Origin of the sequence: Candidatus Jettenia sp. AMX1 (genome assembly GCF_030263775.1) — a bacterium.
GTDB classification, from domain to species: Bacteria; Planctomycetota; Brocadiia; order Brocadiales; family Brocadiaceae; genus Jettenia; species Jettenia caeni.
In genome coordinates this window covers 92,034-114,257 of record NZ_SZPP01000011.1, presented here as the reverse complement: position 1 = coordinate 114,257, position 22,224 = coordinate 92,034, and the positions used below count along the sequence as shown (strand labels likewise).

General features: G+C 38.4%; 20 protein-coding genes and 1 pseudogene. 15 read left to right on the top strand and 6 right to left on the bottom strand.

Annotation, left to right across the window (positions count from 1 at the left end; genetic code table 11):
- Window positions 1-754: 754 nt before the first annotated feature.
- Entirely contained in the window at window positions 755-1,474 is a 720-nt protein-coding gene (locus tag FBQ94_RS04220; protein ID WP_007223402.1) for a transposase, read from the bottom strand.
- A gap of 132 nt (window positions 1,475-1,606) precedes the next feature.
- Between FBQ94_RS04220 and FBQ94_RS04215 the strand changes: the two genes are divergently transcribed.
- The 8 genes and pseudogenes from FBQ94_RS04215 (at window position 1,607) to FBQ94_RS04180 (ending at window position 11,646) form a co-directional block, all read left to right on the top strand.
- Window positions 1,607-1,900: a nucleotidyltransferase family protein gene (locus FBQ94_RS04215; RefSeq protein ID WP_007223403.1), complete on the top strand. Its 294-nt coding sequence runs from the start codon at window positions 1,607-1,609 to the stop codon at window positions 1,898-1,900.
- Between the two features lie 70 nt (window positions 1,901-1,970).
- Window positions 1,971-2,240: pseudogene (locus tag FBQ94_RS04210) on the top strand (HepT-like ribonuclease domain-containing protein).
- 509 nt (window positions 2,241-2,749) lie between these two features.
- Window positions 2,750-4,765 (top strand): type I restriction-modification system subunit M, encoded by a 2,016-nt coding sequence (locus tag FBQ94_RS04205; protein ID WP_007223404.1) that lies wholly within the window; start codon window positions 2,750-2,752, stop codon window positions 4,763-4,765.
- On the top strand, window positions 4,762-6,099 hold the full coding sequence (locus FBQ94_RS04200) for a restriction endonuclease subunit S (RefSeq protein WP_007223405.1): 1,338 nt from the start codon (window positions 4,762-4,764) through the stop codon (window positions 6,097-6,099). The genes FBQ94_RS04205 and FBQ94_RS04200 overlap by 4 nt, the downstream gene beginning before the upstream one ends.
- A complete protein-coding gene (locus FBQ94_RS04195) occupies window positions 6,096-7,550 on the top strand; it encodes an ATP-binding protein (RefSeq protein WP_007223406.1) in 1,455 nt (484 codons plus the stop codon). The genes FBQ94_RS04200 and FBQ94_RS04195 overlap by 4 nt, the downstream gene beginning before the upstream one ends.
- Window positions 7,551-7,728: 178 nt before the next feature.
- Window positions 7,729-10,716 carry a type I restriction endonuclease subunit R gene (locus FBQ94_RS04190; RefSeq protein ID WP_007223407.1) on the top strand — a complete coding sequence of 996 codons (2,988 nt, stop codon included), beginning with the start codon at window positions 7,729-7,731 and terminating at the stop codon, window positions 10,714-10,716.
- Window positions 10,717-10,828: 112 nt separating this feature from the next.
- Entirely contained in the window at window positions 10,829-11,170 is a 342-nt protein-coding gene (locus FBQ94_RS04185; RefSeq protein ID WP_007223408.1) for a hypothetical protein, read from the top strand.
- Between the two features lie 65 nt (window positions 11,171-11,235).
- Window positions 11,236-11,646, top strand: a complete 411-nt coding sequence (locus tag FBQ94_RS04180) for a TIGR02391 family protein (RefSeq protein WP_285442000.1) — start codon at window positions 11,236-11,238, stop codon at window positions 11,644-11,646.
- An 81-nt stretch (window positions 11,647-11,727) separates the two neighbouring features.
- Here the strand turns inward: FBQ94_RS04180 and FBQ94_RS04175 are convergent, their stop codons facing one another.
- Together FBQ94_RS04175 and FBQ94_RS04170 are read right to left on the bottom strand one after the other, a co-directional pair.
- Window positions 11,728-11,946, bottom strand: coding sequence for a type II toxin-antitoxin system HicB family antitoxin (locus FBQ94_RS04175; RefSeq protein WP_007223410.1), 219 nt, complete (start codon window positions 11,944-11,946; stop codon window positions 11,728-11,730).
- A complete protein-coding gene (locus FBQ94_RS04170; protein WP_007223411.1) occupies window positions 11,943-12,200 on the bottom strand; it encodes a type II toxin-antitoxin system HicA family toxin in 258 nt (85 codons plus the stop codon). Before FBQ94_RS04170 ends, FBQ94_RS04175 begins: the two co-directional genes overlap by 4 nt.
- 316 nt (window positions 12,201-12,516) lie before the next feature.
- Between FBQ94_RS04170 and FBQ94_RS04165 the strand changes: the two genes are divergently transcribed.
- The 4 genes from FBQ94_RS04165 to FBQ94_RS04150 all read left to right on the top strand — a co-directional run bounded on the left by FBQ94_RS04165 (window position 12,517) and on the right by FBQ94_RS04150 (window position 16,142).
- On the top strand, window positions 12,517-12,687 hold the full coding sequence (locus FBQ94_RS04165; RefSeq protein WP_007223412.1) for a hypothetical protein: 171 nt from the start codon (window positions 12,517-12,519) through the stop codon (window positions 12,685-12,687).
- Window positions 12,688-12,705: 18 nt separating this feature from the next.
- Window positions 12,706-12,933, top strand: a complete 228-nt coding sequence (locus FBQ94_RS04160) for a DUF433 domain-containing protein (protein WP_007223413.1) — start codon at window positions 12,706-12,708, stop codon at window positions 12,931-12,933.
- Entirely contained in the window at window positions 12,930-13,283 is a 354-nt protein-coding gene (locus FBQ94_RS04155; RefSeq protein ID WP_007223414.1) for a DUF5615 family PIN-like protein, read from the top strand. The genes FBQ94_RS04160 and FBQ94_RS04155 overlap by 4 nt, the downstream gene beginning before the upstream one ends.
- Before the next feature lie 714 nt (window positions 13,284-13,997).
- Complete coding sequence (locus FBQ94_RS04150; protein ID WP_007223415.1) at window positions 13,998-16,142, top strand: VWA domain-containing protein; 2,145 nt, start codon at window positions 13,998-14,000, stop codon at window positions 16,140-16,142.
- A 16-nt stretch (window positions 16,143-16,158) separates the two neighbouring features.
- Here the strand turns inward: FBQ94_RS04150 and FBQ94_RS04145 are convergent, their stop codons facing one another.
- Complete coding sequence (locus tag FBQ94_RS04145; RefSeq protein ID WP_007223416.1) at window positions 16,159-17,232, bottom strand: DUF362 domain-containing protein; 1,074 nt, start codon at window positions 17,230-17,232, stop codon at window positions 16,159-16,161.
- Between the two features lie 150 nt (window positions 17,233-17,382).
- Between FBQ94_RS04145 and recG the strand changes: the two genes are divergently transcribed.
- From recG to FBQ94_RS04130, 3 genes are all read left to right on the top strand, one after another.
- Window positions 17,383-19,482 (top strand): ATP-dependent DNA helicase RecG, encoded by a 2,100-nt coding sequence (gene recG, locus FBQ94_RS04140; protein ID WP_007223417.1) that lies wholly within the window; start codon window positions 17,383-17,385, stop codon window positions 19,480-19,482.
- Between the two features lie 326 nt (window positions 19,483-19,808).
- Window positions 19,809-20,111 (top strand): hypothetical protein, encoded by a 303-nt coding sequence (locus FBQ94_RS04135; protein ID WP_285441999.1) that lies wholly within the window; start codon window positions 19,809-19,811, stop codon window positions 20,109-20,111.
- A 63-nt stretch (window positions 20,112-20,174) separates the two neighbouring features.
- Complete coding sequence (locus FBQ94_RS04130; protein WP_007223418.1) at window positions 20,175-20,630, top strand: Hsp20/alpha crystallin family protein; 456 nt, start codon at window positions 20,175-20,177, stop codon at window positions 20,628-20,630.
- On the opposite strand, the gene FBQ94_RS04125 is transcribed toward FBQ94_RS04130, so the two are convergent.
- Window positions 20,627-21,358, bottom strand: coding sequence for an RsmE family RNA methyltransferase (locus tag FBQ94_RS04125; RefSeq protein WP_007223419.1), 732 nt, complete (start codon window positions 21,356-21,358; stop codon window positions 20,627-20,629). The genes FBQ94_RS04130 and FBQ94_RS04125 overlap by 4 nt on opposite strands.
- Before the next feature lie 19 nt (window positions 21,359-21,377).
- Window positions 21,378-22,205 carry an RnfABCDGE type electron transport complex subunit B gene (locus FBQ94_RS04120; RefSeq protein WP_007223420.1) on the bottom strand — a complete coding sequence of 276 codons (828 nt, stop codon included), beginning with the start codon at window positions 22,203-22,205 and terminating at the stop codon, window positions 21,378-21,380.
- Between the last annotated feature and the right edge of the window lie 19 nt (window positions 22,206-22,224).

Below are 22,224 nucleotides of genomic sequence, written 5' to 3'. Positions count from 1 at the left end.
ATACGGTAAATTTAAAAGACACAGTCAAAAACATTCAAGATTTAATAATTATCTATAGCCAGCAAATAATTTTTAATGAAGATTTATTTTCTACAGATATTCCTTAAGATAAAAATGGTTCTTTCATACTCATGAAAACAACTTCCCTAACGCTTAATCCAAAGGTATAAGCGCGTATTTGATAAATGTATCTTTATAGAACAAATAACATACCTGTAAGATGAATTATTGATAGAAATTCTTATTAGGATAAAAAATATATATAAGCCTTTGGAAAATAATTGGTTATGGTTATCGTACAGATATTCGATACGATATCATTGATTTTGAGAAGCTGGTTTTTTATGCATACATACACCTGCACAATTATTAAATACTATTCTTAAGTAGCTACTTTAAAAATAGATGCGATATATTATAATATGTTTGTAAAAGCATACCTTCGATATGAGATTACATGCATCTTGCAGAGACGATTTTACACCAAATGAAAGGTATACGTAAATCACAAGTTTCAGTTGACCCTCATAATCCCCACTATTTTTATTGTATATTCTCAAGCCACAATCAAGGTTTTTTCAACTGAAATTAGTTTTACAATTAAATTTCACAACAAAACTATTTTTCTTGAGAAAAATTTATCTTTTTATATTATTTTTTGGTATAAAAAAGGTAATTAATTGGTAATATTAAAACAAACTTATAGACCCGGGTTTTGAGGGTAACCTTTTAATCCCTAGGACTTACGCATTTACTAACAAATAGTGAGTAACAGAAAATCTGGTAAGAGAGGCTTTTTGCTCATACCAGAAATTTGTTCTTTGATACGTCTTGTTTCCAATTTTATAAAAGCAAGAAAAGAGACAAATATATGGGTTAGCTGGGAAGCCGCTAACGTGGAATAACACTTCTCTATTCCCGTCGTTTGTTTAATACCTCTATGGAACTCTTCTATTTTCCATCTCTGATGGAAATGCTCTGTAAACGTATCGTAATCGGTTAAGGTTAAATCATTACTTGCCACATAGGTAATGTCTCCGTTTGTGTGGACTATCTTATCATGAAAGTGATCATTCTTGGTCTTGTCATCATTTTCTCTCTGGTATATTCTATAATCAATAGGAATGAATTCATCGCCTTTTGTCCAGAGTAAGTTTACCAGAGAAATACCATTCATGACTTTATGCTCTTTCCCACTGTACTGTTTTTTCGCTAGTTCATTGGCTTTTGAGTATCGTTTATCAAGCAGAGTATCATCGCAGATTACATACCCTGTTGTTTTATCAACTAAGGGTTTGACCTGATTCCATAACTGTGAAGGAGTAAAGTTTGAACTTGCCAGGAAACGAGAGATTGAGTCATGACTGATATCTTCAAAAGGCGCTACCTTTGAAAGTTCTACACCAGAATATCGGTTCTGATTGGCAATCAAGAAATTGGTGTATAATGGTAAAGAACATTTTTGTTTTTGCATAATTTTATGACCTCTTATACTTTTATCGGTTATTAAAGATTTTCTACTTCTTTAATTATCTCATAAAATTATGCACTGTAAAGATTGGCCTAAGGCCAATCGCGTAAGTCCTAGAATTGTGAGGAATAGAGAATGAAATCATATAAGAAGATAGAAGACATTCTCAAAAAACACAAAAAAGAACTAGCTGAGAAATATAGGGTAAAAGAAATAGGGATATTTGGTTCTTATGCTAGAGGGGAGCAAAAAAAGAGAAGTGATGTAGATATCCTTGTTGAGTTTGAAGAGGTTCCTGACCTGTTTAAGTTTCTCGAACTTGAAAGATATCTTGAAGAACTTCTTGGAGTGAGAGTCGATCTTGTCAGGAAAGAGGCATTAAGAGAAGAATTAAAAGATACAGTATTAAATGAAGTAGTCAATATATGAAACGAGATTATAGTCTTTTTATCAAGGACACCTTGGAGGCTATAAAGAAGATTGAGAATTCGTTGGCAATATGAACTTTGATGAATTTGTCAGGGATGACAAAACTGCCAGTGCTGTAATAAGAAAACTTGAGATAATAGGTAAAGCTTCTAAAAATATTCCAGAATCTATAAGAAAAAAGTAAGAAGTACTACCATGGAAGGATATGGCGAGAATGAGGGATAAGATAAGCCATGTATACTTTGGAGTAGATTATGAAATTGTATGGAAAGTTATAAAGGAGAGATTGCCTGAAGTAAAACCAATAATTCATCAAATTTTAGAAGATATTACAAAATGACCAGAAGCCATCTAAAACTTTAGTTCTGCATCTCTATACATTGTCACTTTTCTTAAATGTGTTCAATCTCTTTTTCTGCAAATTTTTATCATTTCTCCAGGACACAGGATTCTTTAAATCTTTACAATACAGAAGATTAAAGAATGCCGTGATTAGTTTACTCTCATTTTATTATTTTAAAATAAGATTTATAACAACTATACAAATCTCATTTCTTCCAAATTCCTATCTGAATATACATTTATATTTGTGAACAATGTATTTTTCCTTGCCACCCAAAACAAGCCTGTAATTACTTTTATCTTATCAGCTTTATTACTCTCACGCATGACTACTGCGCCACTCAATACGTGATTACTTAAAATATTATTGAAATAACTTTTTAAATTACCTATTATACTTCGTGCCAATCAGTGTGATAATAACCCTTCGAACGAGATGGAAAAGTTCAAAAGTTGAATATTCTTAAAAATCTTCTTAAAGCTTTAAAATAAGAGTGAAATTATTGCATGATAAATCATAGTAAAGTAAAAGAACTAGCTAATTTTATATGGAGCATAGCAGACCTGTTGCGCCATGATTATAAGCAGGCCGATTATGGCAAGGTTATTCTCCCCATGACGGTTCTCAGGCGTCTTGATTGTGTTCTGGAACCCACAAAGCAGAAGGTACTTGATTACCTGCCAAAAATTAAGTCAATGAACATCAAGAATGCCGAACCGGTTCTCAATAAAGTTGCTAGTTTCAATTTTCACAATATCAGCAAGTATACATTTAAAAAGCTTAAAGAAGATCCTAACCATATCGCCGCTAATCTGAGAAATTTTATCAATGGCTTTTCGTCAAATGGCCGGGAGATTATTGAGTATTTCAGCTTCAATGACCACATAACCCGTCTTGATGAGGCAAATCTCCTCTTTCTTGTTGTAAGTCGCTTTTCTGAAGTAGACCTTCATCCCGATACCGTTGATAATACAACAATGGGTTATATCTTTGAGGAACTTATCAGGAAATTTTCCGAATTATCAAACGAAACAGCCGGAGAACACTTCACTCCACGCGAAGTCATCAGGTTGATGGTTAACGTCCTTTTTCTTGAAGATAGAAGGGCCTTGACAGCCAAAGGCATAGTTCGTACGATTTACGATCCGGCATGTGGGACGGGCGGTATGCTTTCTATTGCTGCTGATTACTTGCAAGAATTAAATCCAGAATCTAAACCAGTAGTTTTTGGACAAGAAATCAATCCGGAATCGTATGCAATATGCAAATCCGATATGCTTATCAAGGGACAGGAAGTCAGTAATATCAAGTTTGGAAATATTTTTACGATAGACGGGCTGGAGAATGAGAAATTCGATTACATGCTCTCCAATCCACCCTTTGGGGTAGAATGGAAAAAGGTAGAAAAGGAAGTCCGCAAGGAGTATGAAACAAAGGGCTTTGCTGGACGATTTGGCGCCGGCCTTCCTCGTATCAGCGATGGTTCCTTCCTCTTCCTGCAACACATGATATCAAAGATGAAACCTACCAACGGTGGATCACGTATCGCCATCGTTTTTAATGGTTCACCACTATTCTCAGGAGGTGCGGGCAGCGGGGAAAGCGAAATCCGAAAATGGATTATCGAAAACGACATGATCGAGGCTATTATTGCCTTGCCTGACCAACTATTTTACAACACGGGTATTTTTACCTATGTATGGATTGTAACAAACAGAAAGACCAAACAGCGTAAGGGAAAAATACAACTCATCAATGCGGTCGATTTTTTCGTAAAGATGACCCGCAGTCTTGGGAACAAACGCAACGAGATCAGTGAGGATCAGATTGCGGAAATAACAAAGATTTACGGTGACTTTAAAGAAGACGAATACTGCAAGATTTTTGACAATGGCGATTTCGGTTACTGGCGCATAACCGTTGAAAGACCGCTTCGCCTTAATTTTCAGGCATCTGAAGACCACATCGCGTTATTGGAAAACGAAACTGCCTTCCAGAATCTTGCAAAGTCAAATAAGAAAGGTGCTGCTGGGACAAAAGAGGCTGAGGAAGGCAGGAAGGAGCAGGAACGTATACGAGAGATTTTGAGAGAAATGGATGTAACAAAGATTTACAAAAACCGGGATGAGTTTGAGTCAGCGCTTGATGAGCAATTCAAGAAGGATGGATATGCCCTTACGGCGCCTATCAGAAAGTCCATTATGAACGCACTCTCCGAGCGTGACGGGACGACCGATATCTGTGTTGACAAAAAAGGCAATCCAGAACCTGATGCGCAATTGAGAGATTATGAGAACGTCCCTCTGAAAGACGATATCCAGGCATATTTCAAACGAGAAGTATTGCCTCATGTGCCGGATGCATGGATTGATGAGAGCAAGACTATCAAGGGGTACGAAGTCAATTTCACGAAATATTTTTATAAATACAAACCCTTACGCAGTCTGGAAGAAATACGCAATGACATTTTAGCTCTTGAATCCGAAACCGATGGTATGATTAAGGAAGTTATTCAACGATGAAGCGATACGACAAATACAAACCATCCAAAATTCCTTGGATTGGCAATATACCGTGCCATTGGTATGTGAAGAAATTAAGGTTTATATCAGATGTTCAATTTAGCAATGTTGACAAGAAGATAGTAGAAGGAGAGCAGGAGATAAAATTATGTAACTATTTGGATGTCTATAACAATGACTTTATTGGAAAGGACATTGATTTCATGATTTCAACTGCTTCCTTGGCAGAAATTGAGAAATTCCGACTAAAGGCAGGTGATGTTTTAGCAACAAAAGATTCAGAAGACCCTAATGATATCGGAGTTCCTGCTTTGGTTAAGGATGATTTTGAAGATGTGATTTGTGGATATCATTTGGCACAAATCAGGCCTTCGAAGACTGCCCTTTTAGGTATGTATCTTTTCAGGTTATTACAATCAGATATTATTAGACAGCATTTTGCTACTCAAGCCAATGGAATTACTCGTTTTGGTTTATCTGTCAGTTCTTTTAAAGATTTGCAAGTTCTTCTTCCATCCCTTCCCGAACAAACCGTCATTGCCCGCTACTTAGACAAAAAAACTGCCCAAATCGATGATCTTATTACCAAAAAGCAACGACTCATTGAGCTTTTGAAGGAAGAACGTGCGGCAATCATCAATCAAGTCGTTACCAAAGGAATCAATCCCCATGTGAAAATGAAGGATTCGAGGATTGAATGGTTGGGGAAAATTCCGGAGCATTGGGAGGTAAAAAGGCTAAAATATATAGCAGATATAAATAGTGAATCTCTCCCTGAAAATACTAATTCTGATTATGAACTTGAATATATTGATATTGGGAATGTTACACTTGGTTCAATAATAAATAAGCCGGAAAGGATGTTATTTAAGAATGCTCCATCGCGTGCAAGACGAATTTCGAGAAAGGGTGACACGATTGTTTCTACGGTAAGAACTTACTTGAAAGCCATTACTTATATCGATATTGATAAGTCAAATTTAGTAGTATCTACTGGGTTTACAGTTGTACGACCAAGAGATACGCTTGAGAAAAAATTTATTTCGTATTTACTAACGAGTGAAGTTCTTGTTGAAACAGTATGTTCCTTATCTGTTGGTGTAAGTTATCCAGCAGTTAATGCTAGCGATATTGGTAATCTCTTGGTTTGGTATCCTAAAGATAAAAATGAGCAATCAATAATTGTAAAGTATATCGAACAAGAAGCCTTCCGTATCAACCAAACTATCACAAAAATTCAACAAGAAATTAAGTTATTACAAGAATACCGCACAGCCCTTATTTCTGAGGTGGTTACCGGTAAAATTGATGTTCGGGATGAGGTTGTAGCATGAATCAAGAAGAACTTGTAAAACTTGTTGATGAATTGTACAACATGCCGAAAGAAACTGAATGGGTAGAATTTAAAGAGAACTACTATGATCCACAAGAAATTGGGGAATATATATCTGCTTTGTCAAATTCTGCCTGTCTCCATAACAAAAAACTTGGTTATCTTGTATTTGGTATTGAAAATGCGACACATAAAGTCAAAGGTACGATATTTAAGCCTCGTGAGAAAAAGATAGGAAATGAAGAGCTTGAAAGTTGGCTCGCTCACATGTTGAATCCCAGAATTGATTTTAAAATATTTGAGTTTACTTATCATGATCTGCCGTTGGTGCTATTCAGAATTGATCCTCCACATCATATACCTGTCAAATTCGGTGGAGAAGCCTTTATTAGAATTGGTTCATATAAAAAGAAACTCAAAGACTATCCTGAAAAGGAGCGTAAAATATGGCAAAGAACAAGCAGCAATGTTTTTGAAACTGAAATAGCTATAAAAGATCTTGATGCAGACACAGTCTTAAAATTACTGGATTATCAGGGCTATTTTATGCTTGTGAACATAGGTCTTCCTGCTAATAAGGACTCTATTCTTACAAAATTAAAGGAGGAAAAGTTAATTCAATCAACCGGTGGAAAGTATCATATTACTAATCTTGGTGGAATTCTTTTTGCAAGAAATCTGGCAGAGTTTGACAACCTTTCACGTAAAGTTGTCCGTGTTATAATTTATAAGGGAAAAGATAGGTATGAAACAATTAAGGAACAGCAAGGTGGCAAGGGTTATGCAATTGGATTTGAAGGTTTAATAAGCTTTATTAACGACAGGCTTTCTACAAATGAAGAAATTGGAAAGGCTTTTCGTAAAGAGGTTAAAATATATCCAGAACTAGCTATACGTGAACTTGTGGCAAATGCACTTATTCATCAGGATTTTAGCATGACTGGAACAGGGCCCATGATTGAAATCTTTGCTGATAGAATCGAAATAAGTAATCCTGGACGTCCTCTTATCGATACCTTACGTTTTATTGATCATGCGCCACAGTCGCGGAATGAAAAGCTCGCCTATTTTATGAGACGTATTAATATTTGTGAAGAGCGTGGAAGCGGTATAGATAAAGTTGTACAATCAGTTGAGGTTTATCAATTACCAGCGCCAAAATTCATAGCTGAAGAATCCTTTTTCCGCGCAATTCTTCTTTCTCCTAAAACATTACGCCAAATGGATAAAGATGATAAAATAAGGGCATGTTATCAGCATTGCTCTTTGAAATATGTTTCAAATGATTTTATGACAAATCAGACTTTACGCCATCGCTTGAACGTAAATAATGAAAACTATCCTGTTATTTCAAGAATAATTGCAGATACCGCAAATGAAGGGTTAATAAAGGATTATGATCCTGAAAATAAATCGAGGAAATATGCAAAATATGTTCCATTTTGGGCATGATAAATAAATAACAACTATAGTTATAAGCAGATTCTTATGTAACGGTCATGTAACTGAGAGAGATTCGATTATGTATAACTTATTTTATATCATGTAGTTGGTATTGTATGGCTTATGTAACTAAAACACAGGATTAATCCATTTTAAGGCAAATATTATACAAAAAAGAATATCATCAATGGAATACATAATTACCGAAAAGGCATTTGAGGAGAATATAGAAAAAAGCCTGCTTGAACATGGAGGTTATATTAAAGGCCACCCTGAGAATTTTGACCGTGAACTTTCCTTAGATAAAGCTGCGATACTTAGCTTCTTCAAAGATACTCAGTCCGAATCATGGCAGAAGATTACCGAGGTGCATGGCAGTTTAGTTGAATCAAAGGTTATACAGCGTCTTTGCAAAGAACTTGAAACCCGTGGTATGCTCGATGTATTACGTCATGGCTTTGTTGATTACGGAGTGCGTTTTAAAATGGTCTTCTTTAAGCCAGCCAGTGGATTGAATCCAGAAACCGAACTACTTTACAATAAAAACAGGCTTATCGTTACCCGCCAGGTGCATTACAGTACCCAAAACGAGAATTCCATTGACATACTGCTCAGTCTCAATGGTCTGCCTGTGGCAACTATTGAATTGAAGAACCCGTTTACCGGACAAGATGTTATTGATGCAAAGAGACAGTATGCGATGAATAGAGATCTCCGGGAATTGCTTTTCCAATTCAAGAAACGTGCGCTCGTACATTTTGTGGTTGATACTGATGAAGTATACATGACAACGAGAATAGATGGTGAAAGTACACACTTTTTGCCTTTCAACAAGGGCTACAATAAGGGTGCGGGGAATCCACCCAACCCCAATGGGCACAGGACGTCGTATTTATGGGAAGAAATCTTCAGGAAAGATAGCTGGATGGACATCATTGGCAATTTCCTACACGTGCAGGTTGAAGAAATAAAAATTGATGGCCGGATGATTAAGAAAGAGAAACTTATCTTTCCCCGTTATCATCAACTTGATGTGGTGAGAAAATTGGCAGGATTTGTGCGGTATCATGGGGCGGGCAAAAATTACCTTATACAGCATTCCGCAGGCAGTGGAAAGAGTAATTCAATTGCCTGGCTTGCATACCGCCTTGCAAGTCTTTATAATCAGGCCGACCAGCGCATCTTTGATTCGGTTATTGTCATTACCGATCGTCTTGTTCTCGATCGGCAATTGCAGGATACCATTTATCAATTCGAACATAAGATGGGCGTTGTGCAAAAGATCGACAAGAACTCAACTCAACTTGCCAATTCCCTTTCTGCCGGTACCAACATAATCATTACAACCCTCCAAAAGTTCCCTTTTGTTATCGATAAAATTGGTAAATTACCAAAGCGGAATTATGCGGTTATTGTAGATGAGGCGCACAGCTCACATGGCGGTGAGACATCAAAAAAGATGAAAGATGTGCTGACGATTATTGATCTGAGTAAGGCTGTAAAAGAGGACTCTTTCCCATACGGAGAAGAGGGGGAAGATGAAGAAGATATGATTCGCAAATCCATGCAGGCCCGCGGAAAACAACCAAATCTCAGTTTCTTCGCCTTTACCGCTACACCGAAGCAGAAAACATTGGAGGTATTTGGTGAAATTGGTCCCGATGGGAAGCCGATGCCATTCCACCTCTATTCCATGCGCCAGGCTATAGAAGAAGGTTTTATCCTTGACGTCTTGGAAAACTACACAACATATAAAACATACTTCCGTTTGTCTAAAGCTATTGAGGACGACCCGGATATTAATAAACGCAAGGCCAGCAGGGCTATTGCGCGTTTTCTTTCTCTGCATCCGCACAATCTTGCTCAAAAAACAGAAGTTATGATTGAACATTTTCGTCAGTGCACGATGAAGAAAATCGGCGGCAAGGCAAAGGCTATGGTTGTCACAGCATCACGGCCACATGTTATCCGATACCAGAATGAGTTTGACCGTTACATAAAAGAAAAAGGATATACCGATATAAAAACACTTGTGGCCTTTACACCATTTACCGATAGAGAAACAGGACTAAAATATACAGAATACGAGATGAATCGTTTTAGCGAGACTGAATTGCCAGAAAAATTTGCTACTGAAGAATATCAGCTTTTGATCGTTGCCGAAAAATATCAGACTGGCTTTGACCAACCTCTCCTTCACACCATGTATGTTGACAAAAAATTAGCAGGGGTTAAGGCGGTGCAAACACTATCCCGTCTTAATAGAATTTTTCCCGGCAAGGAAGATACCTTTGTGCTCGACTTTGCCAATGAAGAGCAGGAAATCATCGATGCATTCCAGCCTTACTATGAGCAAACAACTATGTCTTCCACAACTGATCCGAATAAACTGTATGATTTGAAAAACAAGCTGGATGGTTTTCAGATAATTTGGCAAAGCGCGGTTGATGGATTCTCTAAAGTCTTTTTTAAGTCTCGTAACCTAAAAAACCCAAAAGATCATGCAAGTTTGAACGCATTTCTTGATCCAGCCGTTGATCGGTATAATCATTTAAAAACCGAGGAGCAGAAAGAGGATTTTAAGCACACTCTTACGGTATTTGTGCGCCTCTATTCATTCCTGTCACAGATAATGCCCTTTGGGGATATTGAACTCGAAAAGTTCTATGCTTATTCAAGATTACTATTGAACAAGCTTCCGAAAAGGGAAATCTCCGACAGGCTCAATCTCAACGATGAGGTGGCTTTGGAGTATTACCGGCTTCAGAAGATACGCGAGGGTAAAATTGCGCTTGAAAAAGATAAAGAAAGCCCACTTGAACCTATTAACGAGGCTGGGACAAAGAAAGAAAAGGATGAATACACAAAACTCTCCGAAATTATCGAGATACTTAATGAAAAATTCGGTACCAATTTTACCGAGGCGGACAGGTTCTTCTTCAATCAAATTGAGGAAGAACTGGTTGCCGATGAAAATTTGTCCCAGCAGGCAAAGAGCAACACAATGGGAAATTTCAAATATGGTTTTGAAGATGTTTTCCTGACAAAGCTCATTGAGAGGATGGATACAAACCAAGAGATTTTTGCAAAAATAATGGATGATAAAGCTTTTGGGGATGTGGTCAAAGACTGGATGTTGAAAAAGGTTTATCAGAGGTTAACAGAGGCTGTTTGATTTTGTGAATTACGCCATTATGCTTTTGAAACTAGCTTTTTACATATAATTTGTTAAGGTCATACGGTGTATTTTACCAATTGAACCTTATGACTCAAAACATTTTGATATTATGAAGATTATCTCATGTTTCAGGTCTGAAGAACTGGAAGCAATATCCAAGATTCTTGCTGACACAAACACTGGACTTACAGGAGCAGAAATTTATCATACATTGACCAAATGCCAAATACAAGATGTGGATCCCATAAATACTAAATGGAAACGGTTATATAATGCCTTCATAGAAGAACAGAACAAAAAGCAATATGGAAATCATGTAGTTGCTTTCATACACAAAGCAATGAATCCTGTGCAATATGTCCATTCTCCTACTTATTTTGAGGCAAAACGTCAAGAGTTAAACAAAGTGCTGGCATTCTCCGGTCTGCAACTCGAGAAGATGGAAAATTAAGGCATGTTAACAGAGTTAGTACAATATCGGAAGCAGAGGAAAGAGCTGATAAGCTGAAGAAGAATTTGGAAAATCGAGGTGTTCATCAAGATGTGCTCAAATTCTGTAAAGCAGAATTATTACAGGCTAATTACTTTCACGCAGTATTAGAAGCCACAAAAAGCGTTGCAAGCAAGGTAAGAAGCAAGTCTGGGTTAACATGCGATGGAGCCGAGTTAGCTACTTTAGCCTTTTCTTTGGGAAAGACAGGAAAACCAATTTTGGCAATCAATCAATTAATAACAGATACGGATGTTAGTGAGCAAAAGGGATTTATGAATCTTTTAATTGGCTTATTCGGTACATTTAGAAACCCTGTTGCACATGCAGAGAAGATATACTGGCTAATAAGCGAACAAGATGCACTTGATATTTTGAGCCTTGTTTCATTAGTACATAGAAAACTTGATATAGTTACAAAATTCCAACTTGCGTAACAACTTAAATGAAAAGGCTATTGAGAATATTAAGATTAACAAAATTTACATAATTAGCTTGATGTTTTGTGTATCCTAAATTTAAGAGTTCTGATAAATAAGTGGATGGTACCGGGGTTCTGGTATTGGCTTTCCATGAGTACGCGATGCCTCAAGCCAAGCCTCTTTTACTCTTAAAACTTCTTGTAGTGCTTCTTCTTGTGTTGCACCAAAGGCAGAACAATGTTTTAAGTCGGGGATATCTGCAATATACCCTGCATCTTCTTCGCTGTAAAATATGTTAATATGATAATCTCTCATTCCATTTTATCCTCCATTTTTAGATTATACCGCTCAATAATACGTAATAATTGCTTTACCTGGTACGGTTTTGCCTGTCCTTTGACATCTTGAAGGTTTATTAATTCTTGGACATCAGGATGTGTGTAAATATGATGACTACCGCTAACACGTGCTAACCGAAATCCAAATGCGTTTGCACACTCTGTTACTTCTGAAAATCGAATGTTTTTAGACCCAGAGAGTAGTTTTTGTAATAATTTATTCTTTTTCATAACTCAAGATAAATCTCATGCTCAGGTCATTCTTAATTATAAGCGGAATTCTATCATGTTGTATTGATTCTGTCAAATAGGCAATATTTATTATCGCAGCCGAAAAATATAGCTTCACAGGTTGGGTTAAGGAACGAAACCCAAGAACTTCATAAGACACAGCAAATTTTGTATTGTTTAATGAATGTGAGGTTGTAAACAAAAACTTCGTTTTACCTTCAAAGGTACGATCTAAAACCTTCCCAAATTCTTCAAGCGTTCTTGATTCATCCGTTACTATACGGTATTATAAGACCACTCTGGAAGGATTTTATAAATGATATTAAGCAATTCCAGAAGGAAAGCCATAAAGGTGAAAAACACCTTTGATGACGTACAATACCTTGCCCATGTAGACCTCATAGAGCTCAAGAAGACAAAAGAAGACAGAGAAAAAGCAACCCTAATCGTACAGTATGATAAAATACTTCTCGAAATTCCTATTTAAGTTTAAGGAGATGTTACTATGATTGAACGCATATCAGTTGATCCACGTATTTGCCATGGACAGGCTTGCATCAAGGGCACCCGTATACCTGTTCATCAGATACTACACATGCTAGCAAATGGAGATACCATTAATGAACTCTTGGAAGAGTACCCTTCCTTAAAGAAGGAAGATATTCTTGCCTGCTTTGATTATGCTGCTTCTTTGGCTGAAGAACAGATTATCCCGGACGAAATAGTAACATGAATATCTTCGTAGACGAAAATATTCCTTCGATGACCGTCAAGGAGTTAATAAAACTTGGCCATAATATCGTAGACATTCGTGGTTCAGATAAAAGGGGAATGATAGATGATGATATATGGAAATTCTGCCATGAAGAAAAGCGGCTCTTGATTACCACAGATAAAGGTTTTGCGCAGAAAAGGCATAAGAATCATTATGGCATCTTGATCGTTAGACTAAAACAACCAAATAAATTGAGAATACACCAAAAGGTTATGCAGGCAATAAACCGTTTTAAAGAGAAAGAGTGGACTGGTTTAACAGTTGTAATGCAGGATTTATTTCACACCATCAATAGAGCCAAAAAGTGAGGTGCTATTTGGAGAGAAATAAAAGCTTGCCGTATTTAACAGTAGGGAATTTTCGATACTGCCTATGGCATTTCTGGATACAATCCTGGAAGCGATATGAGGCGGAGAAGCTGATCATCCATCCTAAATTTTTATGATTACGAATATGTCATTCCGGGCCAAGCCCGGAATGACAGACAGTTGTAAACTTATGTCGCTATGTATATTCGGTGCATAATCCCTATTGTCTCATCTGATACCTCCACTGGCTTATACTATAGGTTTGATCTATGCAATCCTAAAAGCTCGCACTACTCTCGTATGCTTAATCCCTTACGATCTCTTTCTAGTAACCGCCTCTTCTCATCAACAATCAAACGGTACAGATTTTTTTAAGCCATTCGTTCTCTACCTTCAACTGACCTATCTGCCGATAAAGCTCATCTATTACCTTCTCCTTCTCGTAATTTCTCTCCCTTCCCTTGAAATATCTCTACCATCCCCTCTCGTGCCCGTTTCCGCCAATTTACTATCTGTGTCCTGTGTACTTCGTATGCTGACGATAACTCTGCTATCGTCTTTTCCCCTTTTATTCGAATGTCAGATTTTTCATTTCAACAACTCTTTAACGAAAAAAAATTGTTTTATAATCGAAATAAATATATAATCTTTCAAGTTTATTCCGACCAAATAATTGTTTTTAACAAACTATATAAAAAATTTGGAGCCTGAAAAATGTCATTTAAGGATAAGGATTTACCCGAAAATACTGGTAAAAACGTAAATAAAGAAACAGACCAGAGCAAAAAGGCCGGTAATGTTCCGGAAAAGAAGAAAAAGAAGAGAAAAATTATAATTCCTCTTATTCTCATACTTATAACGATAGTAATTATTCTTCTTTTGCGCAGAGATGCCTCGCCAATCCTTGAAATATCTCCATCAAGTTTGAACTTTGGAAATAAAGAGACGGAAATGGAGTTTACTATTAAAAATATAGCAAAGGCTGAAGGATTTTTCACGCCAGGCGTTAAACATTTAGAGTTTGATATTGATACCAGAAGCCTCCCAAACTGGATTATAGTTGATCCTACCACAGGCTCTGTATTGGAAAAACCTTCAAAAATTAGCGTGACAGTTAATAGGGATATCCTGCCTTACGGCAGTACGGTGAAAGAACTAAAGATTTTAACTAATGCAGAAAGTGGCGAGGTCCCAATATTAGTGCAAAAAGATGAGGAGAAATTGACTCTTATATCTCCATCGACAGGAGCGTCAATTTTTGTTGGCGACCCAAAGACTATAGAATGGACGGCAACTGCCGGAGTCAGTGAAAATGTAAACATCTTTCTCTATTCGAATGAGGTAAACATCGGAACGATTGCAGAAAACTATAATTTCAAGAAAGAAGGGGCTGCACAAGGCTCATTTAACTGGAAAGTGGATGATTTTATCAGGGAGGGCAATAACTATGCTGTTAGGATTGAGGATGCGAACAATCCTAAATTATTTGACATGGTAGGCCCAATAAAGATCATCCGGCCGCTTCGGGAAATTAAGGTGTTAAATCAGACAACAGACCACCAGTTTCCCAGCGCCGTTCAATTTGTATTTTCTTTAAGAGATCAGAATAATCACGCTATTTTATTTGATTCTAATCAGGTTGACTGGAAAAATATAAAAATTTGGGAGAACAAGAACGAGATTGATTATTTGGAAAGTCATGCGCTTCTCTATACTCAGGATGATTTCCAGTTACAGGTGATGATTGTGTTAGATTTTTCAGCGTCAATGTATGAGACGAACGAAGATATTGATAAGATGACATTGAGCGCTAAAGATTTAATTGACAGTCTTAACGAAACTCATCAGATTGGAGTGGTAGAATTCCATCGTCCAGATGAACCGCCAGCGCTTTTACATGCGTTTACTACGTATAAAAATATGGTAAAAAAGGCTATAGATAACTTTAGTTATGGCAAGATTTACCGCGATTTTTCAAGCTGCTGGGATGCCGTACAAACGGGTTTAAAACAATTTCCTGAAAAACCAGACCCTAACATTTTCAAAACGCTTGTATTCCTGTCAGACGGATTTGATAATAGCAGTTTTAGCACTCCGGATGACGTTATTGCTTTGGCGAAAGAAAGGGATGTACACATATACGTTACGGGAATAGGGCCTGGCAGTGAAGAAAAAGTGTTGGAGACCATTGCTCTTGAAACAGGAGGCACGTACGTTTTCTCAGAGAATATACATGTCTTACGTGAGAGATTTAAGCAGATAATCAAAGACGTAAGAGGTCAGTATAAGGTAAAGTACATTACCCCAAAAAAACCAGAGGACGGACGCTTTGTCGTGGAAAGTGAGACTACGTATAAGGGTGTTACCGCCACACCATTATTACACGACGAAATAGACCCGTCTTCTATTTTCAAGAAAACTATTGAGGGTATGATACGGTTTTCCGCCCCTTCCGTAATCGAAGACCATCAGGCTGAAATATTTATGTGGTGCGAACATGCGCCAAGATATGTTAACAAACTTCGTTTTTGGATAGGCATTGATAAACCTTACAACGTGGCGCTTACTTCATCTTACGATGGAGGGCTTTGCAAGAATTGGACGCTAAACAAAGAAACAGATGGCTGGTATAGCCTGAAATCTCCTGATACAACGAATGCCCGCTACAATCTCGCATTTGGAGCTTTCGGAACTATTTGCAAAATAGTCGTTACGGATATTTATGAGGATGGATTTAAGATTCCTTTTAAATTCGACAACTCAATTTACGACATTGGGCAAGCATTTTACGAAGAGGGAAATATGTCTCAGACACCAGATTGGTCAACTGATATTATTGTCGGGAACGTTGCAAGATGAGGGAATATATCATTATTTATCCATAAACTACCAGTTCATACTCCATACTTCCCAATCCTATCTCCTGCGCATAGCGAATTTGAATGGTATAATCAATATCAGGCCAGGCATCTTTGAAAAAATCCGTTCCCATGCGTTCCTGAATAATATCCGTTGTTGCCTTTTCAATAGCAACAGGGTCACAGGATGCCATAATACCGATATCCGCAATCTCCGGGTCATAGGCTGTATCCATACAGTCACAATGCCTGGTAATATGTGTCAGGAAATTGAAAAAGACTGTTTTCCCTGCCTTTCCCTTGAGAATGGCCAAACAGTATTCAGCTACTTTTTTTTGTAGATTAACCGTACTCTCATCCCAGGAAATCTCCACAGCATCAAACTGACATACGGCCAGACACTCACCGCAGCCAACACATATCCTGGGATCGATGATGGCATAGCGCTCACCCATTTTTATTGCTCCCACAGGACACCACCTGCCACATACACCACAGGTACTACACCGTTTTTTAAGAATTTGAGGAATAACGCCGGAATGTTGCGCCAATTTTCCGCCACGCGATGAGAGCCCCATCCCAATATTCTTCAACGTAGCTCCCATACCTGCCATCATATGCCCTGTTACGTGAGCAATTGAGATGATAACATTAGCTGCCCTGGCTATCCCCGCAACATAGGCATATTTGCATAATTTCTGATTAATCTCCACTTGTACATCATGCTCACCCCAAAGCCCATCTCCAATAAGAATGGGAGCGCCAATATTCTCGTAACGGAAGCCATGTTCATATGCATGAGAGATATGATCAACAGCATTGGCACGGCTGCCGGCATACAATGTGTTTGTTTCTATCAAAAAGGGCTTTCCACGATACTCTTTTACTTTATCTACAACAGCCTTTACAATAGGCGGCTTAAGGTGGCCGATATTCCCTTTTTCTCCAAAACTCGTTTTCACCGCCACCATATCATTTTTATCAATTGCATCTTTAAATCCTGCAAAATCAAATAGCCGGCTTATCTTTTGTGCATGAGAGGAAACGTCCTCACCATGTTCCGTTTTCATAAAATAAACCTTACTCTTCATGCTTTCTCTCCATAAGACAACAAGAATTCAAATTTGAAAGGAATCTTATTATAGTGTAAAGTATCAAAATATTCAATTTGACAAACAATACTTAGCATTCTAATATTTAGGCTAAATTTTCATATTCTTACCGATATTGTGAATCTTTAAATGTTAGTTACACAATCTATTATCAAGACAACCTCACAGTCTCCATTAAACCAAACAATACAATACCTGAAAGGTGTTGGACCAAAACGGGGTGAAATCCTTGAACGGCTGGGTATCCGCACCATTCGTGATGTACTTTACTATTTCCCGCGCGATTATAAGGATCACACGAAAATCCAAAAAATCTCCAAGGCAAAGATAGGCGCAAAGATTACTATTCAGGGCAAGGTACTCGGTGTACACGCCAGGATATCAAGAAACAGAAAACATATCGTTGAAGTCTTCGTTGGAGATGGAACAGGCACGATAGCAGCAACCTGGTTTAATCAACCTTTCCTTACCGATAAATTTCATATTGAAGATACCGTATTTTTACATGGAAAGGTAGGCGCATACAAATATCTGCAGTTATTAAGTCCGGAATATGAGATCGTTCAGAACGAAGATATCAGCGAGAAGGAAGGGAGTATTATTCCCATATATCCACTTACTGAACATATGAGTCAAACCCACTTCCGGAAGATTGTAGAAGAGGCAGTGCGCCATTTTACCGGTCATGTTGAAGAGATAGTACCCAAAGAACTCATGAAAAAAAATCGATTAATACCTATCCAGGACGCTCTAAGAGATATCCATTTTCCCAAAACATTTGAGCATTTGAAACATGCAAAATCCAAACTTATCTACGATGAGTTATTTATCCTTGAAATAGCTATGGCGCTCAGAAGGTGGAGTATAAAAGAAGAAACGGGAATCTCATTCAAAGCAGGACCTAATGTCGATACCCATATTAGAAACCTCATACCTTTCACATTAACAAATGCACAGGAGCGGGTAATCCATGAGATTAAGAATGATATGCGCAGCAGTAAACCGATGAACCGATTACTTCAGGGAGATGTAGGCTCAGGCAAAACTGTTGTGGCAATTTATGCAATCCTTATTGCCATTGCCAACGGTTACCAGGCTGCATTTATGGCCCCTACTGAAATACTGGCTGAACAGCATTTTCATACCCTTAAAAAATACCTTATGTGTTCACATGTCAGGATACGATTATTGACAGGAGAATCGCATGCCAGGTATAAAAAGAGCGATCTTGAGCAGGTCAAAACCGGGCAGGTCGATTTAGTTATTGGAACTCACGCCCTTATTGAAGAAACTGTCCAATTCAGAAAGCTAGGCCTCGTAGTAATAGACGAGCAGCATAAATTCGGTGTGGTACAACGCTTGAAACTCAAGGAAAAGGGATCTTGCCCCGATGTACTCATCATGACAGCAACCCCTATCCCTCGCACCCTTTCCCTCACTTTATTCGGTGATCTGGACATTTCAATACTGGATGAAATTCCACCAGGACGTTCTCCTATTAAGACCTTGTGGATACCCAATGGTAAAGAAAAAAATGCCTATGACCTGATCCGGAGCGAAGTTGCTAAAGGCAGGCAGGTTTTTGTTGTTTATCCCCTCGTTGAGGAATCAGAGGTTCTTCATCTGAAAGCCGCTGTAACAGAGGCAAAAAGACTGCAACATGATATATTTCCAAATCTCAGGATAGGTTTGCTTCACGGGCAAATGAAATCTGGAGAAAAGGATAAAATTATGACAGATTTCAAAGAAAAAAGGTACGACATACTCGTCTCTACAATAATCATCGAAGTCGGTATCGATATACCGAATGCAACCATAATGGTTATAGAACACGCCGAGCGCTTTGGACTCGCTCAGCTTCATCAACTCAGGGGACGCATAGGCAGGGGCAATGATCAGTCATATTGCCTGCTTTTTGGATATCCCAAAACACCGATATCACATGAGCGGCTGAAGATTATGACAAAAACCTGCGATGGATTCAAAATTGCAGAGATGGATTTCAGGCTCAGGGGGCCAGGGGAATTCTTCGGCACCCGTCAACACGGGTTGCCGGAACTCAGGATAAGTGATCTCATAAGAGACTTTCCCATACTCGTGCAGGCCCGTAAAGATGCCTTTGAAATCATTTCCAAAGATCCGCATCTTGCTTCAGAGACACATCAAAAGATGAGACAAAAAGTCCTGGAAACTTTTCGGAACAGATTGGAACTTATTCATATAGGATAGCAGTTCTCAAGCGCCCGATAATCTTAATCCAAATCTCTTCTGCTCCACCACTTCACAAGAAAAAAAGAAAACAATCATCAACCCGGTGAAGATAAAATTATACATAACCCTGGCCCGAAAAATATGAGCCATGTTACAGAGGTATACTGGCACAGGAGTGTGCTATGGCACACGGTGATAAACTCATAATGACATAGCGCTTTATTCTCTTATCATTCTATCGCTAGAAATATAGTAACATACACTAAACCTTCGGCAATTTTAAGATACAGGGAAGCAAGGCTTTAGCCTTGCCTCCCTGCCAGAATTCCATGGGCCGGAACTTTTTGAATAACATATTTCTCAAAGGTATTCATTTTGCTTACAGGTACATACATGATCGTTCGGCTATTGGAGACGTGATGAAGGGCTACGGTTACCCGGTCGTTCATCGGGAAAGGTTACATGCCGACCTCTCTCCTGGTACACTGTCAATAGAATTCATGATAATACGATTTGTATCGGTTCAACTGCATGGGGCTGGGGTATTGTCCGAAGCAATCCCCCGGACATTTCACAAGAGATTGCTTCGGGAAAATACCCATCGCAATGACACATACGAGAGAGTCTATTATGATAAATTAAGTTGACAGTGTACCAGCCGAGCGATTAAGTTTTTATATTTTGTTCTTAATTTTGAAAGGGGGCACATCATGGCAAGAGAAATTACAAAATGGTCACGCTTACCATCTATTACTTCACTACAGAATGAAATGAATCAGATGTTTGACCGGTTTTTTGGTGGTTGGGGTTCAACCGAACCTTTAATGGAAACCGGTATGTTGGCTCCGCCTGTTGATCTATCGGAAACAACAGATAAAATTATCGCAAAAGCAGAGGTACCAGGAGTTAACCCAAATGAAATAAATATTGCAATACAAAATAATACCCTTTTAATTAAAGGTGAGAAAAAAGAAGAGAAGGAGGAAAAGGGAAAAAGTTTCTATCGTATGGAAAGGCGCTACGGAAGTTTCGCACGTACCATTGAACTTCCCACTTCTGTGGACCCGGATAAAATAACGGCAGAGTACAAACATGGTGTGCTTGAGATTACCATGGAAAAGAAAGAAGCAGTAAAACCAAAACAGATTTCAGTAAAGGTTGGCTAAACAAAAAAGTAAAGAAGCATAGAAGTAATTGCAATAGCAGCGGTCTCAATCCTCAAGGTAGAAAGACCTATACTGATGGGCACAAAACCTGCTTTCTTTGCCATTTCAATTTCCGTATAAGTAAAACCCCCTTCAGGACCTATGAGACAGATAATCCTCTTGAGAGAAGGATATTCGTTCAATACACTCTTTAATGTTTTGGTATGGGTTTCTGTGCATGCGATGAGTGAAAGATCGTAATTACCGGCAGTTTTTATTAAGCTATCCAGAGGCATTACATCTTTTATTTTTGTAATAGAATTTCGTTTACATTGTTTCGATGCCTCAATAACTATTTTGTCCCATTTTTCTATCTTTGCTTCGGACCTGTCCCGGATATCGACAACGCTTCGTTCACAGTGGATTGGAATCAGAGTCTTTACCCCTAACTCTGCACATTTTTGGATTAAAAAGGTTGCAAGTTTCCCTTTAGGAATAGAAAAAGCAATAGTGATATCGACAGGCGCCTCCCTGTCAACAGCATTCGATCGTTCAATACATACTTTCAATGTATCATGGAATATTTCCGTAATACGGGCAAGATATTCAAATCCTTCTCCATCAAAGAGGGTTATTTTAGCTCCTAACTTTGCCCGTTTGACGTGTAAGATATGATGTGCTTCCCTGCCATCAAGCCAAATTTCATTCGTTGCAGGAGCGTTTGGTATGTAAAAACGATCTTGATGCATCTTTATCAGGAAAGAATTTCTAAACTAACGCTGCTGTATGCGCAGCAAGGCTTTGTTCTCTCGCAAAGTTGATTATGGTATGATTAGGACACACCTCCACACATTTTCCGCATGAAGTGCATTTATTATAATCGATTACGGCAAGGTTATTCTGGACATGGATAGCATCGTATGGACAAATCTTTTCACATTGCTTACAAGCAATACAAGAATCCTGACAGATCTTTTTAGCAACAGCCCCCTTATCGAGGGATTTGCATCGTACGTGTACCATCTTTGATTCAGGTACTATGCTGATGATCTTTCTTGGGCAAACCGCCGCACACTTTCCACAACCCGTACAGCGCTCCTTTATCACCTGAGGAAGACCATCCTTGCCCATATACATTGCTTCGAATTTGCAGGCTTCTACACACGTGCCCAAACCAAGACAACCATAATCGCACCCGAGAAATCCACCGCCTACAATATGCGCAGCACGGCAATCCTGAATTCCATCATAAGTAAATTTATCTTTAACACCCCTTGCATGGCACATCACAACGGAGATAACACGTTCTCTATTTTCGAATTTTACCCCCATGATATTTGCCACGAGTTTTGCTACAGCAGCCTGTCCCACCGTACAGCCACTTACGGGAGCTTTACCTTCCACAACAGCCTGGGCAAAACCACCACAACCAGGCTGACTACATGCCCCGCAGTTTGCGCCGGGAAGTACTTCGTTAATACTATCAATGCGCGGATCGACCTTTACCGCGAATTTATCTGATGCAATGGCCAATCCTATTCCAAAGACCATGCCTAATATACTTAATGTTATCGCAGCGCCTAATATTAAATCCATTTTGCTTCCCCACAAATGA